The following is a 26,766-nucleotide window of genomic DNA, read 5'->3' on the forward strand; positions in this document are numbered from 1 at the left end:
GATGACGGTATGACAACCGTTCGCCGTGAGTCCCTGGCCGAGCAGGCCGCCGGACTCCTGCTCGGCCGCATCCGCGACGGCGAATGGGAGATCGGCGGAAAGCTGCCCGGCGAGACGACGCTTGCTCCGCAGCTCGGCATCGGCAGATCCACCGCCAGGGAGGCTATTCGCATCCTCGCCGGCCGCGGGATTCTTGCCACCCGCCAGGGATCCGGGGTCTTCGTAACGGCGACCGACGTCCCCGTCAGCATGGAGGCCCTCCGGCATGCCGACATCGCGGCGGTCATCGAAGCTCGGACCGCGATCGAAGTCGAAGCGGCGGCACTGGCCGCCGAGCGTCACACGGCCGCCGAACGGGAATCCCTGCGGGAGGCGTTGAACGACCGAGAAACGCACCGCGCTGATATCGACCAACACGTCGCGACCGATACTGCGTTCCACCGGCTCGTCACCGTGGCAGCGCACAGCCCGATCCTTCTGGACCTCTTCGACAACTTCGCACCCCGCAGCCGTCAGGCCATGGCCGACATGCTCCGCCTTCGCGGACATCACGGCGACGATGCCGACCACGACATCCACGAGCGCATCTTTGAGGCGATCGCCTCACGGGACACGGCCGCCGCCGGCGCGCTGACGCGCGTTCACCTTCTCGCGCTCAAAGAGATGCTCGGCTGATAGCGTCAGCGATCTCGTGGCCAGCAGCGCTCAGCTCACGGTCGCGCTCGGCGCCCGAGTCGATCCGGGGCCATTCAAGATCCTCACCTCGTGCACAGAAGGGCGTTCCCGTGGCAATCGAACCGGGCATCTACGAACATTTCAAAGGCCAGCGCTATGAAGTATTCGGCACGGCGAGACACACCGAGACCGAGGATCTCTTCGTCTATTACCGCAAGCTGTACGACGACTACTCCTTCTGGGTGCGCCCGGTAGAGATGTTCACCGAGAGCGTCGAGCGAGACGGGTACGCGGGGCCTAGATTCCGTCGGGTCGTTTAGGACGCGGGGCGGCTCCCAGGGATGGCGGAGGACCACACACGGCCACCGAACCGTGACGCCGCTGATAACCCATCACGAGGGTTCTAGGCGTGGTGGCGCAGGGATACTCCGCTCTCAAAATCACCTGCCCCTCATCCATTTGGATGAATAGATCCTCCTGAGCGTCTCGGAACCTGACGAGTCGACCGACGCGCCTCTGCTCCGGACTAGTGTTCGACCAATTCTCCTGTGGGGAGCGGGCGGCGTAGCGAACGCTGGGGCGCGTTCACGATGATGCCGCCGAACCGGTGTCCGTGGTCGCTCCTCGGTCGCGCACCTGAACGCCGCGTGCAACGCGTCTGCACAGAGAGAGCCGAGCGCGCGTGCGCTCGTGTTCTATGCCCGAAGAACCGAGGAATCTCCATGACCGATAACACTCCGGCCTACCCCGCAGGCTGGTACGCCGACACCAACGCACTCGGAACCGAGCGCTACTACGACGGCACCGCCTGGACGAACGAAACCCGCCCCGTGCCGATCGGGGCCAGTCCCCTCGCAGAACCTGCCGCCAAGGCACCCTGGTACAAGCGAAAGGCAATCGTCATCCCCGTCAGCGTCCTGGCCGGACTCATCGTCATCGGAAGCATCGGCAGCGCAATGGGTGGAGGAAAGGGTGCCACCACAACAGCCGACACGAAGGCAGTGGCGGCGGCTCCGGTCGTCGAAGAGGACACGGATGCCGCGATCACCGTTCCCGAGACAACGGGTCTGACCGCTAAGGAAGCGGCCGCGCTGATCGAGAACGCGGGACTTCAAGCGGAATTCTCCGCCGACAAGGGGTTCGTCATCGATCGAGACAACTGGACCGTCCTGAGCACGACGCCCGCTTCCGGGGCAGCCGCCAAGACCGGCGACACCGTCGTGATCAACGTCGAGAAGACGGCTGCCGCTGCGCCCTCGACCGTGCCTGAGGTCGCCGCCCCGTCAGCCCCACCCGCGGCCGCTGAGCCCGAGAAGCCCGCATTGACGACGGCGCAATCCAGCGCGGTCCGCTCAGCGAAGTCCTACCTGTCCTTCAAGGGCTTCTCGCGTGCCGGACTCAGCGAGCAGCTGACGAGCGAGTACGGAGAGGGGTTCGCCCCCGAGGACGCCGAGTTCGCCATCGCGCAATTGGAGGCCACCGGCGCCGTCGATTGGAACCAGGAGGCCGCAGAGGCAGCCAAGTCGTACCTGGACTTCCAGGGGTTCTCTCGCGATGGTCTGTACGAACAGCTGACCAGCGAATACGGAGAGGGATTCACCCCCGAGCAGGCGAACTTCGGCCTCGCGGCCGTCGGCCTGTAAGTCGTGCATGGGGCGGGCATCACGACGCCCGCCCCATGCACCGCGTTCGCCGCATACGTGCGGCTGGGGGCCGCCTCTCCGTGATCAACCTTGAGCACGCGTGGCTGCTGCGGTCGTCGGCGGTGAGGCCAGAGTGCGCCACTCAGAGCACAAATCACGATAGCGAGACGCCGTCTCAGACCCACGAGCGCCGAACACCCTCGCGGGCATTCCGCGGCGACGCGGCCACTCTCTCACCGCGTCGATGTCGACGCCCGGGCCGGCCATCTATGACCCGCTTATTGTGGCGAGTCGGGTTTGCGCCGCGCCGCGGCCGAGGCCTCCATTACGCCGCATAGCAAGCCGAGCGCGCCTCCGATCATCGTTGCAGCGGCAACGACGGGGCGCGCACTCGCGAAGCTCGCGTATCCCGCCGCAGCACCAATCGCGGCGGGCACCATGGCAACCGCCAAACGCGCCACGGGGTGCTGAACAAACGACAGGGTCATAAGAGAGCGGGTCGTCCCCCATGCGATCAGGCCGAGCGCGGCCCCGATAGAAAACCCGGCAGGCCCTGCCCACAGCATCAACCCCCAAGGAGCTGTCGCCACCGATACTTCAGGACTCACGATCGCTAAAGCGGCCAGCCTTACGGGAACTGTCGACGTCGGAGGAGCCGATTACCGTCGAGGAAATGAGCCAGATCCAGGCAGTACTGCGCCGACGTGACGTCGAGCTCGCCTCCCGAGACGCCGACGCGCCGGCCGAACTCACCCCGCAAGACGTTGCTGCTGCCCTCGACGAGGTCCGCAACAACAGCGGGTCGTGACCGGCGGCGCACTGGACGCGTTCGCACAGCGATGGGGGACGTCCACACCAGAGGCTGCGATGGTTGCTGCAGCGGCGCACGCGACGGGTGACTTCGCACGGTTTCTTCCGATAGACCCGGGCGCCGTCGCCAACCGCTTCGGCGCAACCGTTGCAGTCATGCCCGGGACCCGAGGTGTCGGCGGTGCGCTTGCCGACCATGGCAAGCTGTCCGTGCGCGACGGACGCTGGCACATCCGTGTCCCCAAAGAGATCAGCCCCGAACGCCGCCGGTTCTCCGTGGCTCACGAGATCGGGCACATTTTGCTGTTCACCGCGGTTGCGGAGTACCCCGCCCTGCTCCGTGAGCTTCGCAGCGAACAGCTTTTCGGCCGCGTCGAGCGTCTATGCAACATCGGGGCAGCTCACGTGCTGATGCCGACGAATTCCTACACCGCGGCGTTTGACGAGTTCGCTCCCCTGAACCGAAGCGCTCTCGATGCGCTCGCCACCCGCTTTCACGTCTCCCTGGAGGCGGCTGCCCGGCGCATCACTGAAGTGAAACCAGAATGGTCCGTCATGTTCTGGTCGCTCTCCGCCACCCACCCCCGAGGTGTCGCGTGGCGCACAGCCAACCAGCAACCACGCGAAGGCCGAGCGTTCCTGCCCTCCGGGCTGTCCTCCTCCCGACTGCAGCCTGACGTCGTGGCGGAGGCCGCCCGAGAAGGTGAAGCGAATGCAGACAAGGTTCTTGCGGACCTGCCCGGGGTTGCGAGAATGGACAACGTCGTCGCCTGGCACCTCCCCCGCGGACGCCACGAACTCGTGGATGTCGAGCACGGAAGCGGGGAGCGCCAGAACGACCGGGTTTTCGTCTTCTACCGAACCGCCGAGCCACACGCGTAGGGGGAACATGCGCATCTACATTTCCGGGCCACTGCAAGGCTCCACCGACCTCGCTACGGCCCGCCGGTTCTACGACGCACTCGCGTTGCTGATCCGCGACGCCGGCCATGAGGCCTACGTGCCTCATCACTCCACCGATCCGGTGGCCGCGGCAGGCCTCCCAGCACAGGTCGTCTTCGCGACAGACCTCGCCGCTTTGAACTCTGCCGACGCCATCATCGCGCACGTGGGGCTGCCCTCGACGGGTGTCGGCGCCGAGTTGGCCCTGGCGACCGCCTCAGGCCGACGCGTCCTCGGCATCAAGCGTCCCGGCGAGAAGGGCTCCCGGTTCGCCGAGGGGCTCATCGCCGATGGCGGTGGCCAGGTCCGCACCTTCGCGGACGAGCAGGAGCTCCGCGAGGCCGTCCGTAACTGGCTGAGGATGCCAGCGGCGTGGTTTGGGCGCCCGGAAAGCATCGAGCCACACCGGAAGGTCGTCGCTTGAGCGCCCGGTATGTCGTCGTCACGGGTGCTGTGGGGGCCGGTGCGACGACCGTATCGAACGTGATCCTGCGTCGGTGGGACGCGGATCCTCTGCTGGAAGACCAGATCGAGACCAACAACCCGTTCTTCAAGGACGCGCAGACCGACCCCGAACGATGGGCGTTCAGCAGTCAGGCGCACTTCCTGGCCGCCTCCGTTGAGCGGCATGCGCGACTGCGCGCGCTGCTGGAGACCACGGAGACCGACTTCGTCGTCGAGGACCGCACGCCCTTCGAACACCATGGCGCCTACGTGCTCTCCGCATACCGGCTCGGGCACCTCTCAGAGCGTGAGTACGAGCTGCTGACGAAGCTGGCCCGCGAAATCGAGAAGCAGTACCTGATCCCAGATTTGCTCGTTTACCGCGAGATGACCGATGAGCAGCTGGTCGAACGCGTCCTGACGCGTGGTCGGGACGGGGAGTCTGCCGACCACGGGCGCCTCTCCTCCATCCACGAGGCGTTCGAGGCGTTCGCAGACAAGTGGGACCGCTCACCCCTCACGCGGGTGCCCGCCGACCTGGATGTCCTGGACCCCGACGGGGAAGAAACCCTGGTGCACTCGCTGAGCACGGTTCTCGGTTCCCCGAAGCGATGACCAACCCATTGCAGGACGCGGTCATGGCTCTGCCATCTACGCACACCGCGACGAACTTCTGGCTCGATGACAGCGACCTCAGCGGTGACTTCCCCACCACCGCATCCGAGCGCCGCGCACAACTCGACACGCATCTGAACCGGGTGCGCGGTGGCGGGATCGTCCTTGTGGGCGAAGCTGCCGGGTGGCGCGGCGCACGCCAGTCGGGGGTCGCATTCACGTCCGCCGTGACCGTCGGCCTGCCCGGCACACGAGAGCCCACGGCAACCACCGTGCACCGCGCCCTGGCCGAACTGGGACTTAAAGACAGCGCGCTGCTGTGGAATGCGTTTCCGCTGCACCCGCACGAGGTGCGGCGCCCCGGCACGAACCGCACACCCACCCCGGCAGAGCTCCGCTCCGGGCGTGACGCACTCGCGCTGGCCGTCGACAACCGACGCGTCGTCTGCGTGGGAAAGAAGGCCGCAGAGAGCGTCCGTGAGCTCCTGGGGGTACCCACCCCTGCTGCAGCCGATGTCCGCGCGTCGGACAGGGCCGTGGCGATTCGCCATCCCGCGAACGGGGGAACCCCTCACTTCTTCTTGCACATGCGGACGCTCGCAACGCGCTGGGGCCTCTGAGCGGCGCAATGAGGTTCAGAGGCGCGAATGTCAGCCTCTTCATCACACAGACCGTGCCGACTTCGCTGCGGTCATCGAGAAGGCGAAAGCCGCCATCCAGACGCACAGCAGATTTGCTCGGGCGCTGCCTGACACTGACCCCGAGGCCTTCGAACTGCGCGCCCCGCGCGACGAGGCTCGCACCGTCGCGCTTAACTTGATTGCGCCCCGAGCGTTGCGCTTGGACGCGCGGGTGGAACCGCGAACTAACGCACCCACCTCGGATCCTCCCCCGCCAAACGCGTTGACGGGGGATCAGCGGACCTAGACCTAGACCTCGATTTCGACGTCGACGTCGACGTCGACGTCGACCGAGGTCTCCACTTGGATGGGCAGAGCGGTCAGGACGGGGTACTGCACTTCTGCGAGGGCGTACAGCGGAACGTCCGCGTGAGCGCTGATCGTTACGATGAGGCTGAACTCGATTTCGTCGGTGCCTGTCGTCAACCGTCCGTTTTCGCGGGTGACATGGCTGATGTCGATGGTCGGCTTGTGAAGGCTTCGGCCCTGCTTCGTGAACTGCCAACGGGAGATCGATTCCCACTTGCCGTGGTCACGAAGCGCTGTCTCGGGGGCGAAATCCGACGGGGCAGAGAAGCTCTCGGGATACCGGGAAGGCCTGTAGCCTTCGGCGAGCAAGGCTGCGATCTCCTCCGCTTGCGTTTCGATATTGCGGGTTTTCGTGGTCCTTCCGTTTGCGAACGTGTGCTTCAACGCGTGGGGGCGGAAGGTCGTCTCCAGACCGGCGTTCGTGTAATCGCCTGCCTCCGCGCTGTCTGTGCCCGTGGTGAACGCCAAGGTCCACCGCACGTCGAAGTTGCCGGTAGTCAATCCCGTCGGATGCGGAAGAGCGAAGCTGCGCACCTCGTCGCGAGCGATGCTGCCCTGGTAGATGGCGGTCACCTGCCCGGGGCCGCACTGGAGGATCTTGTTCACGTCGGTCACGATTCGCCCGTACCCCACGGCCAGGACGTCGTGACCGGGCAGTCTGGTTGCGGAGTGCACAATCAGTGCCCGCAGCGTGGGCGCGTCAGCTCGGGGGCCGAGCTCGCGGGTGAGTTCCGCGGCCAGGTGCGTCACGAGTGGCGCTGCATAGCTCGTGCCGTGCCCGTCGAGGAGGAGCTGCCCGTCGGCCCGCAAGCGTGGGAACCGGGGGCTGATGACGTCACCGCCGAACGCGACGACAGCCGGTTGCACCCGAGAACCCGGGCGCCCGGGGCCGCGGCCCGAGTAGTCGGTCGCGTCCCACCCGGCGTCGGTGGGGACGAAAGCTCCGACGCAGAGGCCGTTCACCATGTCACCGGGGACCTGCACCCTGTGAAGGTTCGCAGCGCGGTCACGGTGACCGTCGTTACCGGCCGCGGTAATGAACAGGGTGCCCGTCTCCCGGGCCAGCTTGTCGAGCACTGCGGTCCACCGGTGCGGTTCGCGGTCGTCGATGGGCACGCGCGGGCCGAGGCTAAGGTTGACCAGCGCGGGTTTGTCGCGTTCCACGACGGTGCGGATCTGGCGCAACAGCCACGGGTACTCGGACGAGTCGGTGTCGGGCCCCTCAACCACCTGGTAGTGCTTTACGCTCGCCGCCGCCGGTGGGAGGGGCTCGCCGGGAGTGAGCTGCCCGAACAGGACACACGCTGTTACCGCGGAACCGTGGGCGAGGGGGCCAGGTGTGAAGCCCAGACCGGTGAGGTCGACGTAAACCACATGGTCGTGGAACACCCCGGAATCTGTCTGCACCCCACCATCGAAGACCACTACCTCGGGAAGCCCAGGCACGGGGGCCGCGGCCGGGTCCAGCACTGCGTCGGCGATGTCGGCCCCAGGTGCGGTCGCAAGCTCGATGCGAGGCGTCGGAGAAAGAGAACGGAGAGGGTTAAAGGCGGTCACGTCATCGACGGCGGACGCCGGGAGATCGAGCGCCACGAATGTCAGGCCGTCGACCACGTCGTTGAAATCGGCGTGGACGCGCCCACCGTTCGCTTCTACCAGCTTTACGAACTTCTCGAGCGTCGTCGGCGACGCTCCCGAACGCTCCATCAGCGTGGACGTGTCCGGGTCCGGGTGCAGCACCGCCTCGAACGGGAGCAGCTCTTTCAGGCCGTCGTCGTCCGGCTCGCCCACGTACGGGGCTGCGACGGTGATGCGGGTGAACTGCCGCACCTCTTCGAGCGCCTTGTTGCTGCGCGCACCCGTCGTCGTCCCGTCGAGCAGTTCGACCATCTCGTCGATACCGCCAGCGTCAACGGAGAACAAGTACGACTTCGTGACCGACTCAGTGTCGCCCTTTGTCTGGCTCCGGTGCACACCGTCCTGCACGATCCGGGACCCGAGCGGCTTGAATTTTAGCCTGCTGACGAGGCTGGCAGGGAAGTAGGAGATCGCGAGGTAGTTCGCCCACACTTCCGCTTCGATGACGACCCGGTTCGCGCGCAGCTCGGGCGGGATCTGCGCGATCCGCCGCTGCAGCTCACCGAGCTGAGGCTCAAGCAGGTCTCGTGCCTGCTCGAGCGATTGCGGGTGGTACTTTTCGCCCCCACGGCTCACCCTGTCGATAGTCTGCCCAAGGTCCTCGCCGTTGACGAAGATCCTGCCGCCCCCTGTGGCATCAGCCATTATTTCCCCCTGGTATATCGATTAGTTGTCGGATTTCGCGCGTCTGAGGTCGCTGCTGATGGTCGGATGCGAGACACCAAGCCATTCCGCGATGCGGCGGTTGGACCACTTCGCGTGCTTCGATGCGAATGCGGCCAGCGCGGTGCGGTGGGGCACCGAGCCTGTGATGTAAGCGCGCGCCGCGTCGCGAGCGCCGTCGAGAAGCTCCCCGGGAACGTTGATCTCCCCGCCTCCGCCGTCGAGCACCGCACGCCGCAGTGAGCGTGCGACCCAGTTCTGGAGGTCCGCGTGAGACCAGCCATCGGTCACGAGTGCCAGCAGTTCGCTCTGAGCGGCCCACGCGGGGGTGTTCGCCAGCGGGGCGCTCGCGCGTAGGAGCTGCAGCCGCTCGACCTCGGTGGGCAGCTCGAACTGGACGGTCGTATCGAACCGACGGGTCACGGCAAGGTCGAGCAGCTGGACGTGGTTGGTTGCGGCGATGAGCAAGCCGCCCGGAGGCCAACGGTCCAATTGCTGCAGGATTACGTTGACGAGCCGGCGGACCTCGCCCACATCGGAACTGTCGCTGCGGCTTTTCGCGAGAGCGTCGAACTCGTCGAAGAACACCACACACGGCTGTGAGGCGGCGAGGTTGAGCACTTCCTGCAAGTTCTGGCCGGTTCGACCCATGAGGCTGGAGATGAGGGATGCGAGGTTCACTGTGATGAGCGGCAACCGCAACTCGGAGGCGACATAGTCCGCGGTAATGGTCTTGCCCACACCTGGGGGACCGGTAAAGAGGACGGCGCGGGAAGGCATCAGGCCGTAGCGGGCGAGAGGCTCTGGGTCGGTGTGCTCCGCGATGAGGAGGCGAATGGTGTGCGCGAGCCTCTCCGACAGGACAGGGGCGGGAACGCCCGAGGGCTGACGCACCCAACTGGAATCCGGCGCCTCGATGGCGGGCGCCGATCGCAGCGGGCTGTCCGCCGGCGCGGGGGAACGGTCCAGAAGATCCAGGAGCGCCTGCTTCAGAGCCTGGGGGTGGCGTGCGTCATCGGGCACCCGCCTGACCACACGTCGACCGAGCAGACGCACGCCTTCGAGATCACCGGAGAGCGCAACGCGCGTAACGTCGAGGAGCGCTTGCTCGAGTTGACCCAGGGCCTTGTCTGACACATCCAAAATTTACCACCCTGTGGCATCCACGGCTACAGGCCGAAGTGATGCGAGTGGTAAATGGCGGGAACTCGGTGCCCGGATTTACCACGTCGTGTCGCTTCTCAGGAGTCGATCTGATCCTGCTTATTCCACAGGGCGCGGACGGTGAACGTAGCCTCGCTTGTCGCTTTCGTCACCAGCGGGATGCTCGTCTCGCCACCAAGGGAGATGCCGAAGGTGAGCTCGAGCTCATCGGGGGATGCCGCGGTGACACCGTCCCGCATGGCCATCATGACGTCATTGCACAGTTTGGCGACGGTCTCACCGACCTCCCGGACGTGATGAGCCGTTGTGGAGGCGAACTCACTGACGCCCCGCAGGGGTGACTCGGCCGGGCGTGTCACTTCGATGGTGAACAGCGTGCGACCGTTCTCATCCTGGATGAGATGCTCAGACATGGGATCCTCCTCGAACGACCGTAGCGGCTGGACAACGTCGCGCGCGGATCGCGCGCACGTCTGAGCATCCCGGTTCCGGCACTAGGGAGTGTCTGACATGTTTTCGTCCAAGGCGAGGGTCGCGTGAACGAGGATTGCGGCGCGGTAAACGATGGCGTGCTTGTCGTATCGGGTCGCGAGTCCTCGCCATCGCTTGCTGTAGCAGAACCGTCACTCGATTACGTTCCGGTTCCGGTCGTCGTCGGTGTCGAGTTCGACGGGTCGGCCGCCTCGTGAGCCGCGGCGTTTGCGGTGGCCTTGCTGGTCTCGTGGTTCCGGGACGACGGCCTTGATCCCGCGACCACGCAAATGCGCCCGGATCGCGAGAGACGAGTAGGCCTTGTCACCTCGGATCGCATCCGGTCGGGTGCGAAGTCGCCCGCTCGGCAGCGTCTCGCGTAACTGTTCCAGCAGCAGCACGAGTATCGGTGAATTGCCGGCCGGACCAGGCGTGATGACGCCCACCAGCGTGGCCGAGGAGGCCGCTGATCGCTGCGCCTTTCGAAGGAGTCGAAACCTCCTTGCCGCGCCCGCGGTTCAGCTCCATCAGGTGTGTTGCGCTTCGCTGGGCCAAGTTGCGAGCTCAGCCGAGACCCCCGCACATCAAGCCCCCGCCGCCGACGACCGATCATATGTCAGACGTGTGCCATGAGCTCCACCACGTCGCTCTGACTGACCCCATGTAACGCCCACGTAAACTCCCCCTCTCCCACCCTCTCCGCCCGGGTGAGCCAACCGTTACCTCCCCGCCCCCAGCGGCGCGGTCCCGGGAAACCCCTCCTCCCTACGCTGACGGCACGCCCCACCCATGCGGGGCGCTGCACCTCCCCGCATCGTCCACCGGAGGACCCCGTGACCGTCACCGACCCGCGCCCCGAAGCGGCCACCGCGCCGCCCGCAACGCCCGAGGCAGCAGCACAAGAACTCACGCACCGCCCCGGCCGCTGGATCGACAACTGGAACCCCGAGAACCCCGAGCAGTGGAACAGCGTCGGCAAGGCCATCGCCGCCCGCAACCTGCGGTGGTCGATCTTCGCCGAGTTCCTGGGCTTCGTGGTCTGGCAGCTGTGGTCGGTCGTGGTCGTCTCTCTCCCGGCGGCGGGCTTCCAGCTGTCGACGGGTGAGATCTTCTGGCTCATCTCGATGCCGAGCCTGGTGGGCGCGACGCTGCGCATCCCCTACACGTTCATGGTTCCGCGCTTCGGCGGTCGCAATTGGACGATCGTCTCGGCCGCCCTGCTGCTCATCCCCAGCATCGGCCTGGCCATCGCGGTGTCGAACCCCGCAACTCCGTTCGGCGTGCTTCTGCTCATCGCCGCCCTCGCCGGCTTCGGCGGCGGCAACTTTGCCAGCTCGATGTCGAACATCACGTTCTTCTACCCGGCCGCGCAGAAGGGGTACGCTCTCGGACTCAACGCCGCGGGCGGCAACCTCGGCGCCTCGGTCGCGCAGTTCGTCGTGCCGATCGTCATCACCATCGGCGCCGCGGCCACCCTCAATCTCCCCCTCGCGGGCCTCATCTGGGTGCCGCTCATCGTCGTGGCGATGGTCGGTGCGTACTTCCGCATGGACAACCTCAGCGCCGCGAAGGCCGACGTCGCGGCATCGCTCGCCGCCCTGAAAGAGCCGCACCTCTGGATCCTCGCGACCCTCTACATCGGCACCTTCGGCTCGTTCATCGGCTTCACGGGTGTCTTCCCGAAGCTCCTCGCCGACACCTTCCCCGACTTCAAGGGCATCGCGATCGGCACGGCCACCGTCACCCTCGCCTTCCTCGGTGCCCTGGTCGGCTCCCTCGCCCGCCCCTACGGCGGCAAGCTGGCCGACCGCTTCGGCGGAACCGTCATCACGATCGGCGCCTTCACGGTGATGGGTCTCGGCATCCTGAGTGTGATCCTCACCCTGCCGATGCAGAACTTCGCCGTGTTCCTGCTCTGCTTCCTGGTGCTGTTCGCCGCCGCCGGCATGGGCAACGGCTCGACGTACCGCATGATCCCGACGATCTTCGCCCTGCGCTCGAACAACGGCATCGGCGCTCAGCGCAAGGCCGCGGCGGCCCTCGGCCTCATCTCGGCGATCGGCGCGTACGGCGGCTTCTTCATCCCGCAGCTGCTCGGCTTCTCGAAGACGACGTTCGGCTCGTACACCCCGGCCCTCGGCTGGTTCGTCGGCGCCTACGTGGTCTTCCTCGCCCTCACCGCCGGCGTCTACCTGCGCATGTCGAAGCGCTCCGGCGTGCGGATCTGACAGCCCATGAGCTCCGCCGACACCCACTGCCCCTACTGCGCGCTGCAATGCGCGATGACCGTGCGCCACGACGGCACCACCACGGTCACCGGCCGCGACTTCCCCACCAACCGGGGAGGACTCTGCGCCAAGGGCTGGACGTCGGCGGAGCTCCTGGCATCCCCGCACAGACTCCGGATGCCACTGACCCGGCGCTCCGACGGCACCCTCGCCGAGACCACCTGGGACGAGGCTCTGGATGCCGTCGCGGCGGCGTTCCGAGAGACGAAAGCGAACCACGGCGCCGACGCCAACGCCATCTTCGGCGGCGGCGGACTCACCAACGAGAAGGCGTACCAGCTGGGCAAGTTCGCCCGCGTCGCCCTCGGCACCTCGCGCATCGACTACAACGGCCGCTTCTGCATGTCGTCGGCGGCCGCCGCCGCCAATCGAGCGTTCGGCATGGACCGCGGCCTTCCGTTCCCGGTGACCGACCTCGACGACGCCGAGACGATCCTGCTGCTCGGCTCCAACGTCGCCGCGACCATGCCGCCGTTCCTCGCGCACCTCGCCGGAGCCCGCGCCGCCGGCGGCCTCATCGTCGTCGACCCGCGCCGCTCAGCCACGGCGCGCCTCACCGAAGACGGCGCCGGCACCCACCTGCAGGCCGCCCCCGGTACCGACCTTCCGCTCCTCCTCGGCCTCACCCACATCGCCCTCGCCGAGGGGCTCGCCGACCGGGCCTATATAGAGGAGCGCACGTCGGGGTTCGACACGGTCCGACGCAGCGTCGCGCAGTGGTGGCCGGAGCGGACTTCTGCGACGACCGGCGTCCCGGTCGCCGACCTGAGAGCGACCGCCCGCCGCCTCGCCGCGGGACGCGCGTACATCCTCACCGGACGCGGCGTCGAACAGCACGTCGACGGCACCGCCACCGCGACCGCCGCGATCAACCTCGCCCTCGTGCTCGGCCTCGTCGGCCGCGAGGGCTCGGGCTACGGCACCCTCACCGGCCAGGGCAACGGCCAGGGCGGACGCGAGCACGGCCAGAAGGCCGACCAACTGCCCGGCTACCGCTCCATCCGCGACCCCGAAGCCCGCCGGCACGTCGCCGGGGTCTGGGGCGTCGATCCCGACACGCTTCCGGATGCCGGAATCCCTGCCACCGCGCTGCTCGCAGAGCTCGGCGGTCCGGTGAAGACGCTGCTGGTCGCGGGCTCCAACGTCGTCGTCTCGGCCCCCGACGTCGAGGCCGTTCGCGCGAACCTCACCGCCCTCGACACCCTGATCGTCTGCGACTTCTTCCTCTCCGAGACCGCGGAGCTCGCCGACATCGTGCTGCCCGTGCTGCAGTGGGCCGAGGAGGAGGGCACGATGACCTCTCTCGAGGGCCGGGTCATCCGCCGTCGCCAGGCGCTGCCCGGGCCCGACGGCGCCCGCAGCGAGCTGTGGATCATGTCCGAGATCGCGCGGCGCCTGGGCGCGGCATCCACTTGGTCGACCGATCCGGCCGAGGTGTTCGACGAACTCGCCCGCGCCTCGGAGGGCGGTATCGCCGACTACTCGGGCCTCTCGCACGCGCTGCTCGACACCGGCGTCGAGGCGTACTGGCCGTACCGCTCCGAGAGCACCCCGCGACCCTTCACCGAACGCTTCGCCCACGCCGACGGCCGCGCGCGCCTCGTGCCGGTGTCCGCTACTCCCCCGGCGCCCACCGACCGCGGAGGCGAGCTGACCCTCGTCACCGGCCGCTACCTGCAGCAATACCAGTCGGGCACGCAGACCCGACGCGTCGCCGAGCTGAACGGCGCCCGCCCCGAGGCGCGGCTCGAAATCCATCCGGCGACGGCTTCCCGCCTCGGCATCCGCGAGAATGCGCTCGTCGCCGTGTCGAACGAGCGCGGCACCGTGCGGGCGCGGGCGACGGTCACCACCGACATCCGCCACGACACGGTCTTCCTGCCGTTCCACTACGCGGGAGACGAGTGCGCCAACCGCCTCACCGAGGCCATCGTCGACCCGACCTCGGCCATGCCCGAGTTCAAACGCACGCGGGTGCGGGTGGCTCCGGATGCCGCCGCCCCCGGCGCCCCCACCACGACCGGTGCCCTGACGACCGACGCCCGGGCCGTTTCGCCCCACGTCATCGAGCGCCCCGGCGTTCTGGTGGCGGGCCACTCCGATCACCGCCCCCAGGAGGAGATGCATGTCTGAGCGCGTGGTGCTGGTGGGCTATGGTCCCGTGGGGGCGCGACTGATCGACGGGCTGCTCCCCGCCGTGCGCGCGGGGCGCATCGACCTCACCGTCGTCGGGGCCGAGACCCACGACGTGTACAACCGCGTGCTGCTCGCCGAGTACGCCGTGGGCCGCGCCGACCGCGCGGGCCTCGACATGGACGACCGCCGCGTCGCCGAAGACGCGGGCGTGCGCTTCGCGCTCGGCGCGACGGTGGTCGGCATTGACCGTGATCGGCGGGTGGTGCGCCTGCACGATGGCATCCGGATCGACTACGACCGACTCGTGCTCGCCACCGGTGCCCGCGCCAACGTCCCGACACTGGCCGGCCTGGAGCGGGCTCGGCGCGACCGGTCGGCCCGACCCGGGGCGCCCGACGACCTCGACCGGGGCGGGGCGCCGCTCCCCCGCGGCGTCGTCGCGCTGCGCGATCTCGCCGACGCCGAACTCGTGCGCGCGGCCGTCTCGGCCGGGCAGCGGATCGTCGTGCTGGGCGCCGGCGTGCTGGGGATGGAACTCGCCCTGGCCGCCGCCGAAGCGGGCGCCGAGGTCATCGTCGCGTACCACTCGGCCGCCCCCATGAACCGCACGCTCGACGAGAACGGCGGGCGCGTGCTGGCCGCCGCCGCGCACGCGGCGGGCGTCGAGATGGTGCACCACGCCCGTGCCGAGAGCATCGTGCAGCGCTACGACGACCACGGCCACGCCTGGTTCGACGGCCTGGCCTGCGCCGACGGCAAGGTGCTCGCCGGCGATCTGCTCGTGCTGTCGTGCGGGGTCGGTGCGCGGACCGAGTTGGCATCGCTCAGCGGCCTCGCCACCTCGGCGGGCGTGCTCGTCGACGGCTCGTCGCGTTCGTGGACCGACCCGGCCGTGTACGCGATCGGCGACTGCGCGCACGTCGCCGATCCGGCCGCCGCCGACACCGACGGGCGGGTGCCGGGCGGGCCGACCGGACTCATCGGCCCGGGCTGGCGCCAGGCCGACCGCCTCGCAGCGCTGCTGTCGTCGGGCGTCTCGTCGCCCGCGGTCGCCGAGCGTCCGGGAGTCGTCATGCTCAAGGCCGAGGGCATCGACGTCGTCGCCGGCGGCGAGGTCGACGCCGACCCCTTCGTGCCCGTGCACGCGTCCGGATGCCATGGCCCCCAGGTCACCCTCTGGGCCGACCCCGCGCGCGGGGCCTACGTGAAGCTCGTCACCGTCGAAGGCGTGCTCACCGGGTTCGTCGCGGTCGGGATGCCGCGCACCGGTGCCGAGCTCACGTTGCTGTTCGAGCGGGGCTCGGAGCTGCCCGCCGACCGCTCCTCCCTGCTGCGGCTGGATGCACCCGACGTCGGCATGGCCGTCGTCGCCGACCCCTTCGCAGCCGACGCGACCGTCTGCTGGTGCAACGGAGTGAGCGCGGGAGCCATCCGCGACGCCGTTTCGGCCGGGGAGCCGACGGTGGCGTGCGTGAAGGCCTCGACCCGCGCCGGCACCGGCTGCGGCGGCTGCGTCGGTCGAATCACCGAGCTGATCGCGCGCGAGGCGGTGCCGGCGTAGTGCGCCCGCCGCCCCGGCATCCCGCCACTCCACGCCCTCTCGCGCACGAAGAGATCGCCCGGAGCGCCCGCGACGTCTGCGCGTAACGCAGCCGCACTACCCTTCACTCATGCCTCCGCTCGAGAACCTCGTGGCCTTCGTCGCCGCGTCGGTCGTCATCATCGTCATCCCCGGCCCGAGCGTGTTGTTCGTCATCGGCCGCTCCATCGCCCTGGGTCGCCGGGCGGGCGTGCTGAGCGTCGTCGGCAACGCCCTCGGCACGGTGCCCGCGGTGCTCGCGGTGTCGTTCGGGGTCGGCGCGATCGTGGCGTCGTCGGTGGTCGCCTTCACGGTGCTCAAGGTCGTCGGGGCGATCTATCTCGTGTGGCTCGGCATCCAGGCCATCCGTCACCGCCGCGACCACGTCGCCGGGGCGTCCCGCGCCCCCGCCTCGTCGTGGATGCTGCTGCGCCAGGGCTTCGTCGTGGGGATCACGAACCCCAAGACCATCGCCTTCTTCGTCGCCGTGCTGCCGCAGTTCGTCGCCCCGCAGGCCGGTGCCGTGTGGCTGCAGCTGCTGCTGCTCGGCCTGGTCTTCCAGGTGCTCGCGCTCACGTGCGACAGCGCCTGGGCCCTGGCCGCCGGCACCGCCCGCGCATGGTTCGCCCGCTCACCGCAACGCATCTCGACGCTCTCGGCGACGGGTGGCGTCATGATGATCGGCCTGGGCGGCGCCCTCGCCTTCACCGGCGCGAAGAGCTGAGGCGCCGCACTCCTCCTGCGTGGGCACCGGCGAGGCCGCGGTGTCTCGCGTGCAGCGCCGGTGTGCGCGGCGCGCGCGACCTCAGCCCACCGCACCCCGCACGTCGAGATCCGCCGACGCCGCACCCTCGAGCCGCGTGCCGTCCGGCGCGAAGCGCGAGCCGTCGACGGGGCTGTCCCACGACCGTTCGGCGTCGTTCCAGGTGAACGGAGCCGGGGCGACGACCGCGCGGGTGCGCCCCTCGACGGTCGACACCGACGCCGTGCGAAGGCCCCGGCGCGCCACGACACCGGCCCCTTCGGCGGGGCGCTTCGCCGGGGCGGGGACGGCCGAGGTCAGCGCCCCCGCCACCACGCCGACCCGCCGGCTCGCCTCGCCGATTCCCCGACCGAGGTCGGCGGGCACCGTCATGCGCGTGCCGATCGTGCGCATCCAGTGCGGCCGATCGCCGCGCGAGACACCGCGGATCTCGTCGCTCAACCGCATCGCCGCGGCGGGGGCGTTCGTGAGGCCCCATCCCGCGTAGCCGGTGGCGAAACGCAGGCGGCCGAGGCCGCGCGGCATCCCCCCGACGAACGGCACGAGGTTGTGCGACTGGTAATCCTGGCCCGACCAGCGGGCGATCTCGACCCCGACCGGCAGGGTGCGCCGAGCCCAGGCGGCCAGCTCCTCGGCGAGCGCGACCTCCGACCTCGCCGAGCCGACCGGATGCCGGGCCCCGGTGACGATGAGCGCGGAACGCCCGAGCGACGACGGTGCCGCCACGACGCTGCGCCCGTCGACGCCGACCTCGCTCCACATGCCGCCGGGGGCCGCGGCATCCCCCTCCAGCTCGAAGGCGATCGCCCACGAGCGCAGCGCCCGCGTCTTGAGGTCGTACAACCCGCGGCGGGTGATGGGGGTGCCGGTGGCGAGCACGACGGTGTCGCCGAGGAGCGGGCCCTGGGCGGTGTCGACGCGTCCGGCGGGGAGCGCGTGCACGTCGGTGACGCGCGACCCGGTGTGCAGAGTCGCCCCGGCGTCGACGGCCGCGCGGGCCAGCGAATCGACGAGCTGCACGGGGTCGAGGGCGAGCTGGTCGTCGAGGGCGAGGGCGCGCACGGGGGTGCGCCCGCCGAGCTCGTCGGGGGCGTCCTCGCGCACGTCGAGGCCCGCCTCGCGCGCGGCGTCGCGGACGGCGTCGAGCGCGGTGTCGGTGGCGAGACCGCGGCCGAAGGTGAACGCCGTGCGCCGGTCGGCTGCGGCGCCCACGCGCTCGGCGAGCCACTCCTGTCCGGCGCGGTTCGACTCGACGTAGGCGCGCACGAGGCTCGCGGGGTGGTGCTGGCGCAGGGTCGCAAGCGTCGTGCCCTGCAGCAGCGACGCCATTCCGACCGACGCCCCGGTCGCGCCCCCGCCCACGTCGCCGGAGTCCACCACGGCGACGTCGACGCCGGCTTCCGCGAGCAGCACGGCGGTGGAGAGGCCCGTGATCCCGGCGCCGACGACGATCACGTCGTGGTGCGTCCCGGGCTCGATCGAGGTCGTGTCGGCGGGCGTGCGGTCTCGGGTCCACAGCGGGGAGGTCATGGTCCCATCGAACTCTCGGTGACGGCCTCCGCGCAGCGGGTTGCCGACGCCGGTCCCGTCGTCTACGTGGGAGGGTCCACGAAGGCTGTGATCGCGCTGAGTGCGGCCCCTAGGATGAAGCTCGTCGGCTCCCTGAGCCACCGCCGAGCTGACCAGTCGACGGCGTCACCGACCCTGGGAGTCGTTCGCGTGCGGACCTCAGTGGGCTTCGCCCTCGCTTTCATCCTCGTCACCGCCGGTATCGCCCCGTCCGCGTGGGCGGTCCCCACCGACGCAGCGGATTCCTGCCGGTCGATCCCGGTCGACGCCGACGCGCCGCTCAAGGCCGACCTCGCGCGGGAGCGCTTCGGCGTCGACGGCACCGGCGTCACGGTCGGCGTGCTCTCGGATTCGTACGGCCTGACCTCCGCCGAGGGCGCCACCGTGGCCGACGACATCGCCCACGGTCTGCTGCCGGGCCCCGGCAACCCCTGCGGGCGCACCACCCCCGTCGACGTCGTCCACGAGACGACCGGGGGCAAGGACGAGGGACGCGCGATGCTGCAGCTCGTGCACGGGATCGCCCCGGGCGCGACGCTGATGTTCGCGGGAGTGGATGCCGATCGCGCGGCCTCCTTGCGCGAATCCATCGACCTGTTGGTCGCCGCGGGCGCTGACGTCATCGTCGACGACATCGGCATGGAAGACGACTCGATCTTCCAGCGCTCCCTCTCGGGCGAGGCGATCGTGCGCGCGACCGCGGCCGGCGTCGCGTACTTCACGGCCGCGGGCAACGGCAACAAGATCTCCGTCGCCCCCCGGCCGGGTCAGACGAAGGGGCCGGTCAACGGCTGGGAGACGACCGCGTACCGTCCGACCGCCTGCCCCGACGGGGTGACCGCGGCGGTTCTCGCGCAGGGACGCACCGCTCCCCTCGACTGCCTCGACGTCGACCCCGCAGAGGGCACCGACACGACCCTGAACTACGTGATCGGGGTGAAGGACGACGGCGAGGTGATCTTCCAGTGGGGTGAGCCGGCCGACCGGGTGAGCGGCCTCTTCGTGCCCGTCGTCATGATCGACGGAGAGCCCCTGACGACCGCCCCCACACCGTTGCAGGACGCCACCCCCGGCTTCACCGTCGCCCTGCCCGCCCGCGACAAGCCGTTCGAGATCGACATCACCGTGGCGCGCCTCGCGATCCCGGATGCCGCGACCTCGCTGCCCCTGCCGCCGGTCTTCGTCTCGTTCGACCAGGGCGTGCAGGTCGGATCCGCCGAGTACTGGCGCTCGAGCGGCGACGACACCGTGGGCCGCACGATCATGGGCCACAACGGCGACCCGGCGGCCATCTCGGTCGCCGCCGCTCCCGCCGCCACCCCGCTGCAGGTCGAGGACTTCAGCAGCATCGGACCGGTCACCTGGGCGTTCGGCTCGCGCTTCGCGGCCGATCCGTCGGCGGTGCTCGACCCTCGTCCGGTGGTGTCGAAGCCCGATCTGCTCTCGGTCGACGGCGTTCGCACCTCGGTGCTCGGCGCCGACACCGACGAACCCGGCGTCAAGATCTTCTCGGGCACGTCGGCGGCCGCCCCCAACGCCGCCGCCGTCGCCGCGCTGATCCGCTCCCTGGCCCCCGACACCGACCAGGAGCAGATCCGCGCCCTGCTCACCTCGACGGCGACCCGCGCTCCCTCGCCCTGGGATTCGGTCCCCGCCGAGAACATCGTGGGCGCCGGCCTGATCGACGCCGAAGCGGCCTTGGCCGCCCTGCCTCCCCGCCCCGGCCCCACGCCCGAACCGACACCGACGCCCGACCCGACGCCGACGCCGGAACCCACGCCGACGCCTTCGCCGACGGCGACAGCGGGCCCGATCGCCTCGCCCAGCGCGTCTCCGGCCCCGGCCGCCGCTCCCGACGGGGGTCGCCTCGCGTCGACGGGAATGGATGCCACCGCCCTCGTACCCCTGGCGATCGCCGCGGGGGTGGTCGTGATCGGCGGCGTGATCCTGCTGGTGGTGCGGGCACGCGCGCGGCGGCGGTGAGCGGCGCCCCGGTTAGGCTTCCCGTGTGAGCGACACCCCTGCCCCCTCGAGCCGCACGGCGGTCGTGGCGGCCGCGATCGACCTGTTCGCCGCGCACGGGTACGACCAGACGTCGGTGGAGCAGATCGCCCAGGCCGCCGGGGTCTCGCGTTCGACGTTCTTCCGCCAGTTCGGCGGCAAAGAAGACGTCGTCTTCGCCGACCACGAGGTGCTGATCGGCGAGACCCGCGCGTACCTCGCGCAGCCGCACGCCGACCCGTGGGCGGCCGTGTGCGACGCCTCGATGCGCGTGTTCCGCCACTTCGCCGCCGATCCCGAGCTGGCCCGCCGGCGTTACGCGATCGTGCGTGAGATCCCGGGACTGCGCGACCGCGAGATCGTCACCGTCTTCCGGTACGAGCGCCTCTTCGACGAGTACCTGCGCGACGCCCTCCCCGGCCTCGATCCCCTGGATGCCGTCGGCTTCGCCGCCCTCGTCACCGCCGTGCACAACCACGTGCTGCGTCGACTCATGCGCGGCGCCCGGGTTCCGGCATCCACTCTGCGCCGCGCGCTCGACGGCGTGCTGCGTCGGTACGGTGTGCATCCCGACGGGGAGGACCCGGCCGGCGACGACGTGATCGTCGCCGCGTTCCCCCGGCGCATGCCCACCGCCGAGATGTCGCGCCGCCTGCGCGCGTCGCTCGAGGACTGAGCGCGGGCGTCGCAACCACCTCGTCGAGTGTCCCGAACACGCCGCTCCCGCACGGGGTGTGCGGCGTGTCGGGGACACTCAACGAGGTGGTCGCAAACCATGACACCCGGTCCCAAGATGGGCGATACTGGGAACCATGACCATCGACGCCGATGCCGAGACCCCCACGCTCCCCGGTGAGCGGATCGCCCACTACGACCTGCTCGGGCGCCGCGACACCGATTACTACGCCGTCTTCGCCGACATCCCCGAGGCCGACCGCGCTGCTTGGGAGCGCGCGAAGCAGTTCGCCGACGAGGTCGGCACGCGCATGCAGGGCGAATGGGATGCCGCGACCTACCCCGTCGAGCTCGTCCGTCGCATGGGCGAACTCGAACTCTTCACCGACGGCATCGAGCACCCCGACCTCCCCGCGACCTCTCCCCTGGCCGCGGGCCTGGTCAACATGGAGATCTCGCGGCACGACGGGTCGCTGGCCACCGCCCTCGCCGTGCAGGGCGGGCTCGCGCTGCGCACCCTGGCGCTCTTCGGCTCCCCCGAACAGCAGCAGCGCTGGCTGCAGCCCCTCGCCGACGGATCTGTGCTGGGCGCCTTCGCGCTGACGGAGCCCGACCACGGGTCCGACTCCGTCTCGCTCGAGACCACCGCCACCCGCACGGCCGAGGGGTGGTCGCTCCGCGGCACGAAGAAGTGGATCGGCAACGGCGCATCGGGCGGCATCACGTTCGTGTGGGCGCGGGTCGAGAACGAGGGCGGCGACGACCACGGAGCGGTGCGCTGCTTCCTCGTCGAGCAGGACACCCCGGGATACACCGGCACGGTCATCACCGGAAAGGTGTCGCTCCGCGGCATCCATCAGGCCCACATCGCGCTCGAAGACGTCCGCCTGCCCGAGGATGCCGTGCTCCCGGGCACGCACACGTTCAAGGACGCATCGATCGTGCTCTTCGCGACCCGCTCGGGCGTCGCCTGGTCGGCGCTGGGTCACGCCACCGCCTGTTACGAGATCGCACGGACGTATGCCACGGAGCGCATGCAGTTCGGCAAGCCCCTCGCGAAGTTCCAGATGGTGCAGGAACGCCTGGCGCAGATGCTCGACGAGGTCACCGCCATGCAGCTCTACTGCCGCCGCCTGGCCGACCTCGAGACCACCGGTGGCCTGCGCCCCACGCAGGCGTCGCTGGCGAAGTACCACAACACCCGCGCCGCCCGTCGGGTCGCCTCGGTCGCCCGCGATCTGCTCGGCGGCAACGGCATCCTGCTCGAGAACGGCGTCATGCAGCACCTGGCCGACATCGAGGCGATCCACACGTACGAGGGCACCGAGAGCGTCCAAGCCCTCCTGCTCGGTCGCGACATCACCGGGATGAGCGCGTTCGTCTGATCCCGGATGCCACGGCCCCGGCGCCCTCCTCGGCGTCGGGGCTGCGGTCACCGGCCCTCGGCGACCGCCCGGGGGCCCGCGGAACGCCCCGGCTTCCGGCATCCCCGCGGCCCTATCCGGCGCCACGACACCGCGCAACCCGCGCCTGCCATGTCGGAGGGCCCCGCTACCTTGTGAGCATGGGCCTGTTCTCTCGTCATCCCGCGCCGCGCGACGCGATCACCTCCGTCGCTCAGGCGGTTCAGACGCCCCCGAAGAGCCTCTGGGCCGACGGGTTCGGGCGCCTCGCGGTCCGTGCGCTGCAGATCATCGTCGTGGTCATCCTCGTCGCCGGTCTCATCTGGGGCATCCAGCAGGTGACGCTCGTCATCATCCCGCTGATCCTCGCGCTCATCTTCGCCTCGGCATTCGGCCCGGTGACGATGTGGATGAGGCGCAAGGGAGTGCCGGCGGTCCTGGCGACCCTCCTCACTCTGCTCGCCGTCGTCGTCGTGTTGGGCGCCCTCGGCTGGCTGGTCGTCAACGCCGTCGTCGACCAGTGGCCGAATCTCAGCTCGCAGGCCGTGCAGGGCTTCCAGCAGGCACAGGACTGGTACCACACGCTGCCCTTCGCGATCTCGCAGGACCAGGTCAACGGCCTCATCCAGGGCGTTCAGGACTTCGTCACCAGCTCGCAGTTCGGCAGCGGCGCCCTGGCGGGGGTCAGCGCCGTGGCGTCGTTCGTCACCGGCTTCGTGCTCATGGTCGTCATCCTGTTCTTCTTCCTCAAAGACGGCCCGCGCATGTGGGAGTTCGTCCTGCGCCCGTTCCGCGGTGACCACTACGACCGCGCCCGCCGCATCGGCGACAAGACGGTGACGGTGCTCGGGTCGTACATGCGCGGCACCGCCTCGGTCGCCGCCGTCGATGCGATCGGCATCTACATCGGTCTGCTCATCCTGCAGGTGCCGCTCGCGCTGCCCCTGGCCGTGCTCGTCTTCCTTCTCGCCTTCATCCCGATCGTCGGTGCGGTCACCGCCGGCATCCTGGCGGCTCTCGTCGCCCTCGTCACGAACGGCCCCATCGTGGCGCTGATCGTCGTCGGCGTCGTCGTGCTCGTCAACCAGCTCGAGGGCAACTTCCTGCAGCCGGTGCTCATGGGCCGCACCATGAAGCTGCACTCCTTCGTCGTGCTGGTGGTGCTGGCCGGCGGCACCGCGATCGGCGGCATCCTCGGCACCCTGCTGGCCGTGCCTCTCACCGCCGTTGTCTGGGGCATCGTCAGCGTCTGGAACGGCACCGACCGGCCCGCCGAGTGGGCGCGTCGCAAGAAGCGCAAGAACCCCGTGCCGCTCGCCGGGGGCGAGAGCGAAGGCTGAGCCATGGCCTACGACATCCCGGCACCGATGCTGGCGAAGTCCGTTCCCGCGGTGCCCGAGCACGCCAAGGTCGAGGGAGGGTTCAGTTACGAACCCAAGTGGGACGGCTTTCGCGCGCTCGTGTCGTGGGACGGCACCGATGTCGAGATCGGCAGCCGCGGAGCGAAGCCCCTCACCCGCTACTTCCCCGAGCTGGTCGCGGCGTTCGCCGAGATCCTGCCCGAGCCGTGCCTGATCGACGGTGAGGTCGTGGTGGCCCGCGGGCAGCGCGGTGAGCAGCGACTCGACTGGGAGGCCCTGTCGCAGCGCATCCACCCCGCCGCGTCGCGCGTGACGATGCTGTCGAACGAGACGCCGGCGATGTTCATCGCGTTCGACCTGCTCGCGCGCGGCGACCGCGACCTGCAAACCGAGCCCTTCTCGGAACGCCGCGCCCAGCTCGAGAACCTGCTCGGCGCCGTGCCGCACCCCGTCCACGTCACCCGTACCACCGACGACCCCGACCTCGCGCGCCGGTGGCTCGCCGAGTTCGAGGGCGCCGGCCTCGACGGCGTGATCGCCAAACCCCTCGCCCAGCCGTACGCGCCGAACAAGCGCACGATGTTCAAGATCAAGCACGCCCGCACCGCCGACGTCGTGGCGCTCGGGTATCGCATCCACAAGTCTGGCGAGGGCGTCGGGTCACTGCTCGTCGGTCTCTACGACGACGAGGGCACCCTGCACGGCGTCGGCGGGGTATCGGCGTGGACCGACGCCCGCCGCCGCGAACTCATCGACGAGCTCGCGCCGCTCGTCGAGCGCAACGCCGAAGGAGAAGCGGTCGTCGGAGAGACCGACCGTTCGCGCTTCTCGGCATCCAAAGACGTGTCGTTCGTGCGCCTGCGCCCCGAGCGCGTGCTCGAGGTGCGCTACGACCAGCTCGAGGGCATGCGCTTTCGCCACACCGTGCAGTTCGACCGGTGGCGCCCCGACCGTGACGCCCGCTCGTGCACCTTCGCGCAGCTCGAGACGGTGACGTCGTACGACCTGGGCGACGTGCTGGACTGAGGGGTGGCGCGCGGTTGTGCGCTGCGTCAGACCCGCTGCCGACGACCGACCACGACGGCCGCTCCGACCGCGAGCAGCCCGATCCCGAGCACTCCCGCTCCCCACGCTGTCCCGACGGACGCCGCTCCGGTCACGGGGAGCATGCGAACCGGCGGCGCTCCCGCGGGAAGGGGCGGCAGCCCCTCCGCCACCCGGGTGAGAAGTGCGCGCGCGTCGATGATGCCCGCGCCAACCGAGTCGTCGTCGGCGATCGAGACGTAGGGCGACGCCACCGGCGAGGCCGTCTCGGTCAGCAGGGTCTCCACCTCGTCGGGCGTGAGGTCGGGATCCAGCTGCAGAGCGAGCGCCACGACTCCTCCCGCCACCGGGGTCGCCGACGAGGTTCCGTAGAACCGCCAGACGCCCGGGGCGGTCTCGGGGCCCTGCGGGTACACCGTCTGCTGTGATCCGTCGACCGAGAGGATGGTGGGCTTCACGATCTTCCGGGGTTCGGCGAGACGTTCGGCCGTTCCCGTCGCATCGTCCTCGGGTCCGAGGAAGTATCGGACGGGTCCGATGGAGCTGAACATCTCGAGGCGTTCGTCGGTGGTGGCACCGGTCGCCGCCACCGTGATCGCCGCCGGGGCACCGTTGTGCCCGACGATGGACCGGCCGACCTCGTCCGGGCCCTCTGATCGCCAATACTCCGCCGATACGGCCCACTGCAGGCCGTCAGTGGGGACGATGTAGCCGAGCGCCGGCGCGAGGTCGGACTCGGGCGTGCCGTCGAGATACCGCACGATCGTGATGTCCATGTCGAGCTCGTCGGCGGTGAGGTCGGTCGGGTCGAGAAGGTTCGTGATGTCGACCGTCGGGGACGAGGAGCGCAGCGGCGAGTCCGGGATCAGTGTCTCGATCACCTGCGTGCCCTGCCCCGCGAAGGTGACGAACATCTCGAAACGTGCCTTGGCCGTCCCGGTCCCCTCCGGTCCACCGAAAGGCTCCGCCCACTGGAAAACGATCGGCAGCCGGGCTTCTTTGTCGCTGACTGCCACGACCGCGGGCAGCGTCGTGATGTTCGAGACGACGTCGACGGCCTCGCCGGGATCGAAGTCGAGGCAGTCGAACGACACGGCATCCTGGCGGAGGGCGTCGCTCGTGATGGCATCCAGAACGGACTTCTGGTCGGGATCCTTCGCGTCGAGGTCGCACGCGACGGGGCGGTACTGCTCGGTCCGCCAGCCGCCGATGGGCGTGACGTCCTGCTTCGGGCGAGGCGTTCGCGCCAGGGCCGTGTCGTTCCCCGCCGCCGAGAGGTAGGTGATGCCCGCCGCGCGCACCGCGGCGATCTGCTGGCTGATCGTTGACTCCTGGAAGAACGGCTCCCCGGGCAAAATGACGTCGTCCACGATGACGTCGACCCCCGCCTTCTGCAGCTCCGTGATCGCCGTGCCCATCTCACCGAGCTGCGGCCCCGCGCTGGCCCAGAACAGTTCCGCACCGGGGGCGATCCCGTGCACGAGTTGCGCCATCGAGCGGCCCTCGTCGTCTTGGATGCCGGGCGGGTCGGCCACCACGATCTGCACGGGGGTGGTGTACCCGCACGGGTTGCCGGGGCCGGGCAGCAGGCCGTCGGCGATGTTGTCGTCGACGGAGCTGTACTCCGGCGAGGGCAGTGTCGAGAAGGAGTTGGAGATGATCCCCACCCTCACCCCCGACCCGTCCACGCCGAACTCACTGCGCGCCGCGTCGGAATGAAGGATCGGGTCCGCGTCGACGGGTACCGTTCGACAGCTCGTCGGCGCCGCGGACGCCGCCGCGGGAACCCCGGCGAAGACCATCACCGCCACCGCAGCCATCGTCGTCACCACGGTCACAGGCGCCTTCGTGCGCACGGCATCCTCCCCAGGATTCGCGTTCGGCCGTCTCCGA

22 protein-coding genes and 1 pseudogene are annotated in these 26,766 nt (G+C 69.6%); 17 read left to right on the forward strand and 6 right to left on the reverse strand.

The window, feature by feature from the left end; translation table 11 throughout:
- Positions 1 to 9 precede the first annotated feature (9 nt).
- The 8 genes from BJP65_RS05420 (at position 10) to BJP65_RS05450 (ending at position 5,749) form a co-directional block, all read left to right on the forward strand.
- On the forward strand, positions 10 to 675 hold the full coding sequence (locus BJP65_RS05420) for a FadR/GntR family transcriptional regulator (RefSeq protein ID WP_070408470.1): 666 nt from the start codon (positions 10 to 12) through the stop codon (positions 673 to 675).
- Positions 676 to 785: 110 nt separating this feature from the next.
- Positions 786 to 995, forward strand: coding sequence for a DUF1653 domain-containing protein (locus BJP65_RS05425; protein ID WP_070408471.1), 210 nt, complete (start codon positions 786 to 788; stop codon positions 993 to 995).
- Between the two features lie 402 nt (positions 996 to 1,397).
- Positions 1,398 to 2,318: an Ltp family lipoprotein gene (locus tag BJP65_RS16855; RefSeq protein ID WP_070408472.1), complete on the forward strand. Its 921-nt coding sequence runs from the start codon at positions 1,398 to 1,400 to the stop codon at positions 2,316 to 2,318.
- Between the two features lie 673 nt (positions 2,319 to 2,991).
- Positions 2,992 to 3,126 (forward strand): hypothetical protein, encoded by a 135-nt coding sequence (locus tag BJP65_RS16935; RefSeq protein ID WP_258027530.1) that lies wholly within the window; start codon positions 2,992 to 2,994, stop codon positions 3,124 to 3,126.
- Positions 3,123 to 4,010, forward strand: a complete 888-nt coding sequence (locus BJP65_RS05435) for an ImmA/IrrE family metallo-endopeptidase (protein WP_156784818.1) — start codon at positions 3,123 to 3,125, stop codon at positions 4,008 to 4,010. Before BJP65_RS16935 ends, BJP65_RS05435 begins: the two co-directional genes overlap by 4 nt.
- 7 nt (positions 4,011 to 4,017) lie before the next feature.
- Positions 4,018 to 4,494 carry a nucleoside 2-deoxyribosyltransferase gene (locus tag BJP65_RS05440; RefSeq protein WP_070408474.1) on the forward strand — a complete coding sequence of 159 codons (477 nt, stop codon included), beginning with the start codon at positions 4,018 to 4,020 and terminating at the stop codon, positions 4,492 to 4,494.
- Positions 4,491 to 5,129 carry a deoxynucleoside kinase gene (locus BJP65_RS05445; RefSeq protein WP_181015988.1) on the forward strand — a complete coding sequence of 213 codons (639 nt, stop codon included), beginning with the start codon at positions 4,491 to 4,493 and terminating at the stop codon, positions 5,127 to 5,129. Before BJP65_RS05440 ends, BJP65_RS05445 begins: the two co-directional genes overlap by 4 nt.
- A gap of 23 nt (positions 5,130 to 5,152) precedes the next feature.
- Entirely contained in the window at positions 5,153 to 5,749 is a 597-nt protein-coding gene (locus tag BJP65_RS05450) for a uracil-DNA glycosylase (protein WP_181015989.1), read from the forward strand.
- A 309-nt stretch (positions 5,750 to 6,058) separates the two neighbouring features.
- Here BJP65_RS05450 and BJP65_RS05455 read toward each other — a convergent pair whose 3' ends face one another.
- From BJP65_RS05455 to BJP65_RS16240, 4 genes and pseudogenes are all read right to left on the reverse strand, one after another.
- Positions 6,059 to 8,401: a S8 family peptidase gene (locus BJP65_RS05455; RefSeq protein WP_070408477.1), complete on the reverse strand. Its 2,343-nt coding sequence runs from the start codon at positions 8,399 to 8,401 to the stop codon at positions 6,059 to 6,061.
- A gap of 21 nt (positions 8,402 to 8,422) precedes the next feature.
- Positions 8,423 to 9,556, reverse strand: a complete 1,134-nt coding sequence (locus tag BJP65_RS05460) for an AAA family ATPase (protein WP_156784820.1) — start codon at positions 9,554 to 9,556, stop codon at positions 8,423 to 8,425.
- A gap of 104 nt (positions 9,557 to 9,660) precedes the next feature.
- Complete coding sequence (locus BJP65_RS05470) at positions 9,661 to 9,996, reverse strand: CU044_2847 family protein (RefSeq protein WP_070408480.1); 336 nt, start codon at positions 9,994 to 9,996, stop codon at positions 9,661 to 9,663.
- A gap of 81 nt (positions 9,997 to 10,077) precedes the next feature.
- Positions 10,078 to 10,503 (reverse strand): annotated as a pseudogene (locus BJP65_RS16240) (transposase); the annotation flags it as partial.
- A gap of 384 nt (positions 10,504 to 10,887) precedes the next feature.
- On the opposite strand from BJP65_RS16240, the gene BJP65_RS05475 reads away from it, so the two are divergent.
- The 4 genes from BJP65_RS05475 (at position 10,888) to BJP65_RS05490 (ending at position 16,781) form a co-directional block, all read left to right on the forward strand.
- Positions 10,888 to 12,282: an MFS transporter gene (locus tag BJP65_RS05475; protein WP_070408481.1), complete on the forward strand. Its 1,395-nt coding sequence runs from the start codon at positions 10,888 to 10,890 to the stop codon at positions 12,280 to 12,282.
- A 6-nt stretch (positions 12,283 to 12,288) separates the two neighbouring features.
- Entirely contained in the window at positions 12,289 to 14,475 is a 2,187-nt protein-coding gene (locus BJP65_RS05480; protein ID WP_258027531.1) for a molybdopterin oxidoreductase family protein, read from the forward strand.
- Entirely contained in the window at positions 14,468 to 16,039 is a 1,572-nt protein-coding gene (locus tag BJP65_RS05485; protein ID WP_070408482.1) for an FAD-dependent oxidoreductase, read from the forward strand. Before BJP65_RS05480 ends, BJP65_RS05485 begins: the two co-directional genes overlap by 8 nt.
- A 109-nt stretch (positions 16,040 to 16,148) precedes the next feature.
- Entirely contained in the window at positions 16,149 to 16,781 is a 633-nt protein-coding gene (locus BJP65_RS05490; RefSeq protein WP_055834121.1) for a LysE family translocator, read from the forward strand.
- 81 nt (positions 16,782 to 16,862) lie between these two features.
- Here the strand turns inward: BJP65_RS05490 and BJP65_RS05495 are convergent, their stop codons facing one another.
- The gene (locus BJP65_RS05495) at positions 16,863 to 18,350 is read right to left on the reverse strand and encodes an FAD-dependent oxidoreductase (protein WP_070408483.1); all 1,488 of its coding nucleotides are present in this window, start codon (positions 18,348 to 18,350) and stop codon (positions 16,863 to 16,865) included.
- Positions 18,351 to 18,539: 189 nt separating this feature from the next.
- Between BJP65_RS05495 and BJP65_RS05500 the strand changes: the two genes are divergently transcribed.
- From BJP65_RS05500 to BJP65_RS05520, 5 genes are all read left to right on the forward strand, one after another.
- The gene (locus BJP65_RS05500) at positions 18,540 to 20,372 is read left to right on the forward strand and encodes a S8 family serine peptidase (RefSeq protein WP_156784821.1); all 1,833 of its coding nucleotides are present in this window, start codon (positions 18,540 to 18,542) and stop codon (positions 20,370 to 20,372) included.
- 25 nt (positions 20,373 to 20,397) lie between these two features.
- Entirely contained in the window at positions 20,398 to 21,066 is a 669-nt protein-coding gene (locus BJP65_RS05505) for a TetR/AcrR family transcriptional regulator (protein WP_070408485.1), read from the forward strand.
- Between the two features lie 136 nt (positions 21,067 to 21,202).
- Entirely contained in the window at positions 21,203 to 22,450 is a 1,248-nt protein-coding gene (locus BJP65_RS05510) for an acyl-CoA dehydrogenase family protein (protein WP_070408486.1), read from the forward strand.
- 179 nt (positions 22,451 to 22,629) lie between these two features.
- Complete coding sequence (locus BJP65_RS05515; protein ID WP_070408487.1) at positions 22,630 to 23,808, forward strand: AI-2E family transporter; 1,179 nt, start codon at positions 22,630 to 22,632, stop codon at positions 23,806 to 23,808.
- A gap of 3 nt (positions 23,809 to 23,811) precedes the next feature.
- Entirely contained in the window at positions 23,812 to 24,855 is a 1,044-nt protein-coding gene (locus BJP65_RS05520) for an ATP-dependent DNA ligase (RefSeq protein ID WP_070408488.1), read from the forward strand.
- Positions 24,856 to 24,881: 26 nt separating this feature from the next.
- On the opposite strand, the gene BJP65_RS05525 is transcribed toward BJP65_RS05520, so the two are convergent.
- Positions 24,882 to 26,540 (reverse strand): S8 family serine peptidase, encoded by a 1,659-nt coding sequence (locus BJP65_RS05525; protein ID WP_181015991.1) that lies wholly within the window; start codon positions 26,538 to 26,540, stop codon positions 24,882 to 24,884.
- Positions 26,541 to 26,766: the final 226 nt, after the last annotated feature.

This window comes from Microbacterium sp. BH-3-3-3 (assembly GCF_001792815.1).
In the GTDB taxonomy this organism is placed as follows: domain Bacteria; phylum Actinomycetota; class Actinomycetes; order Actinomycetales; family Microbacteriaceae; genus Microbacterium.

What these genes read in the sequence shown, in the direction of transcription:
- BJP65_RS05420 (WP_070408470.1), top strand. Translation starts at nt 10, where the DNA reads ATGACAACCGTTCGCCGTGAGTCCCTGGCCGAGCAGGCCGCCGGACTC.
- BJP65_RS16855 (WP_070408472.1), top strand. Translation starts at nt 1,398, where the DNA reads ATGACCGATAACACTCCGGCCTACCCCGCAGGCTGGTACGCCGACACC.
- BJP65_RS16935 (WP_258027530.1), top strand. Translation starts at nt 2,992, where the DNA reads ATGAGCCAGATCCAGGCAGTACTGCGCCGACGTGACGTCGAGCTCGCC.
- BJP65_RS05440 (WP_070408474.1), top strand. Translation starts at nt 4,018, where the DNA reads ATGCGCATCTACATTTCCGGGCCACTGCAAGGCTCCACCGACCTCGCT.
- BJP65_RS05450 (WP_181015989.1), top strand. Translation starts at nt 5,153, where the DNA reads ATGGCTCTGCCATCTACGCACACCGCGACGAACTTCTGGCTCGATGAC.
- BJP65_RS05455 (WP_070408477.1), bottom strand. Translation starts at nt 8,401, where the DNA reads ATGGCTGATGCCACAGGGGGCGGCAGGATCTTCGTCAACGGCGAGGAC.
- BJP65_RS05470 (WP_070408480.1), bottom strand. Translation starts at nt 9,996, where the DNA reads ATGTCTGAGCATCTCATCCAGGATGAGAACGGTCGCACGCTGTTCACC.
- BJP65_RS05480 (WP_258027531.1), top strand. Translation starts at nt 12,289, where the DNA reads ATGAGCTCCGCCGACACCCACTGCCCCTACTGCGCGCTGCAATGCGCG.
- BJP65_RS05485 (WP_070408482.1), top strand. Translation starts at nt 14,468, where the DNA reads ATGTCTGAGCGCGTGGTGCTGGTGGGCTATGGTCCCGTGGGGGCGCGA.
- BJP65_RS05490 (WP_055834121.1), top strand. Translation starts at nt 16,149, where the DNA reads ATGCCTCCGCTCGAGAACCTCGTGGCCTTCGTCGCCGCGTCGGTCGTC.
- BJP65_RS05495 (WP_070408483.1), bottom strand. Translation starts at nt 18,350, where the DNA reads ATGACCTCCCCGCTGTGGACCCGAGACCGCACGCCCGCCGACACGACC.
- BJP65_RS05510 (WP_070408486.1), top strand. Translation starts at nt 21,203, where the DNA reads ATGACCATCGACGCCGATGCCGAGACCCCCACGCTCCCCGGTGAGCGG.
- BJP65_RS05515 (WP_070408487.1), top strand. Translation starts at nt 22,630, where the DNA reads ATGGGCCTGTTCTCTCGTCATCCCGCGCCGCGCGACGCGATCACCTCC.
- BJP65_RS05520 (WP_070408488.1), top strand. Translation starts at nt 23,812, where the DNA reads ATGGCCTACGACATCCCGGCACCGATGCTGGCGAAGTCCGTTCCCGCG.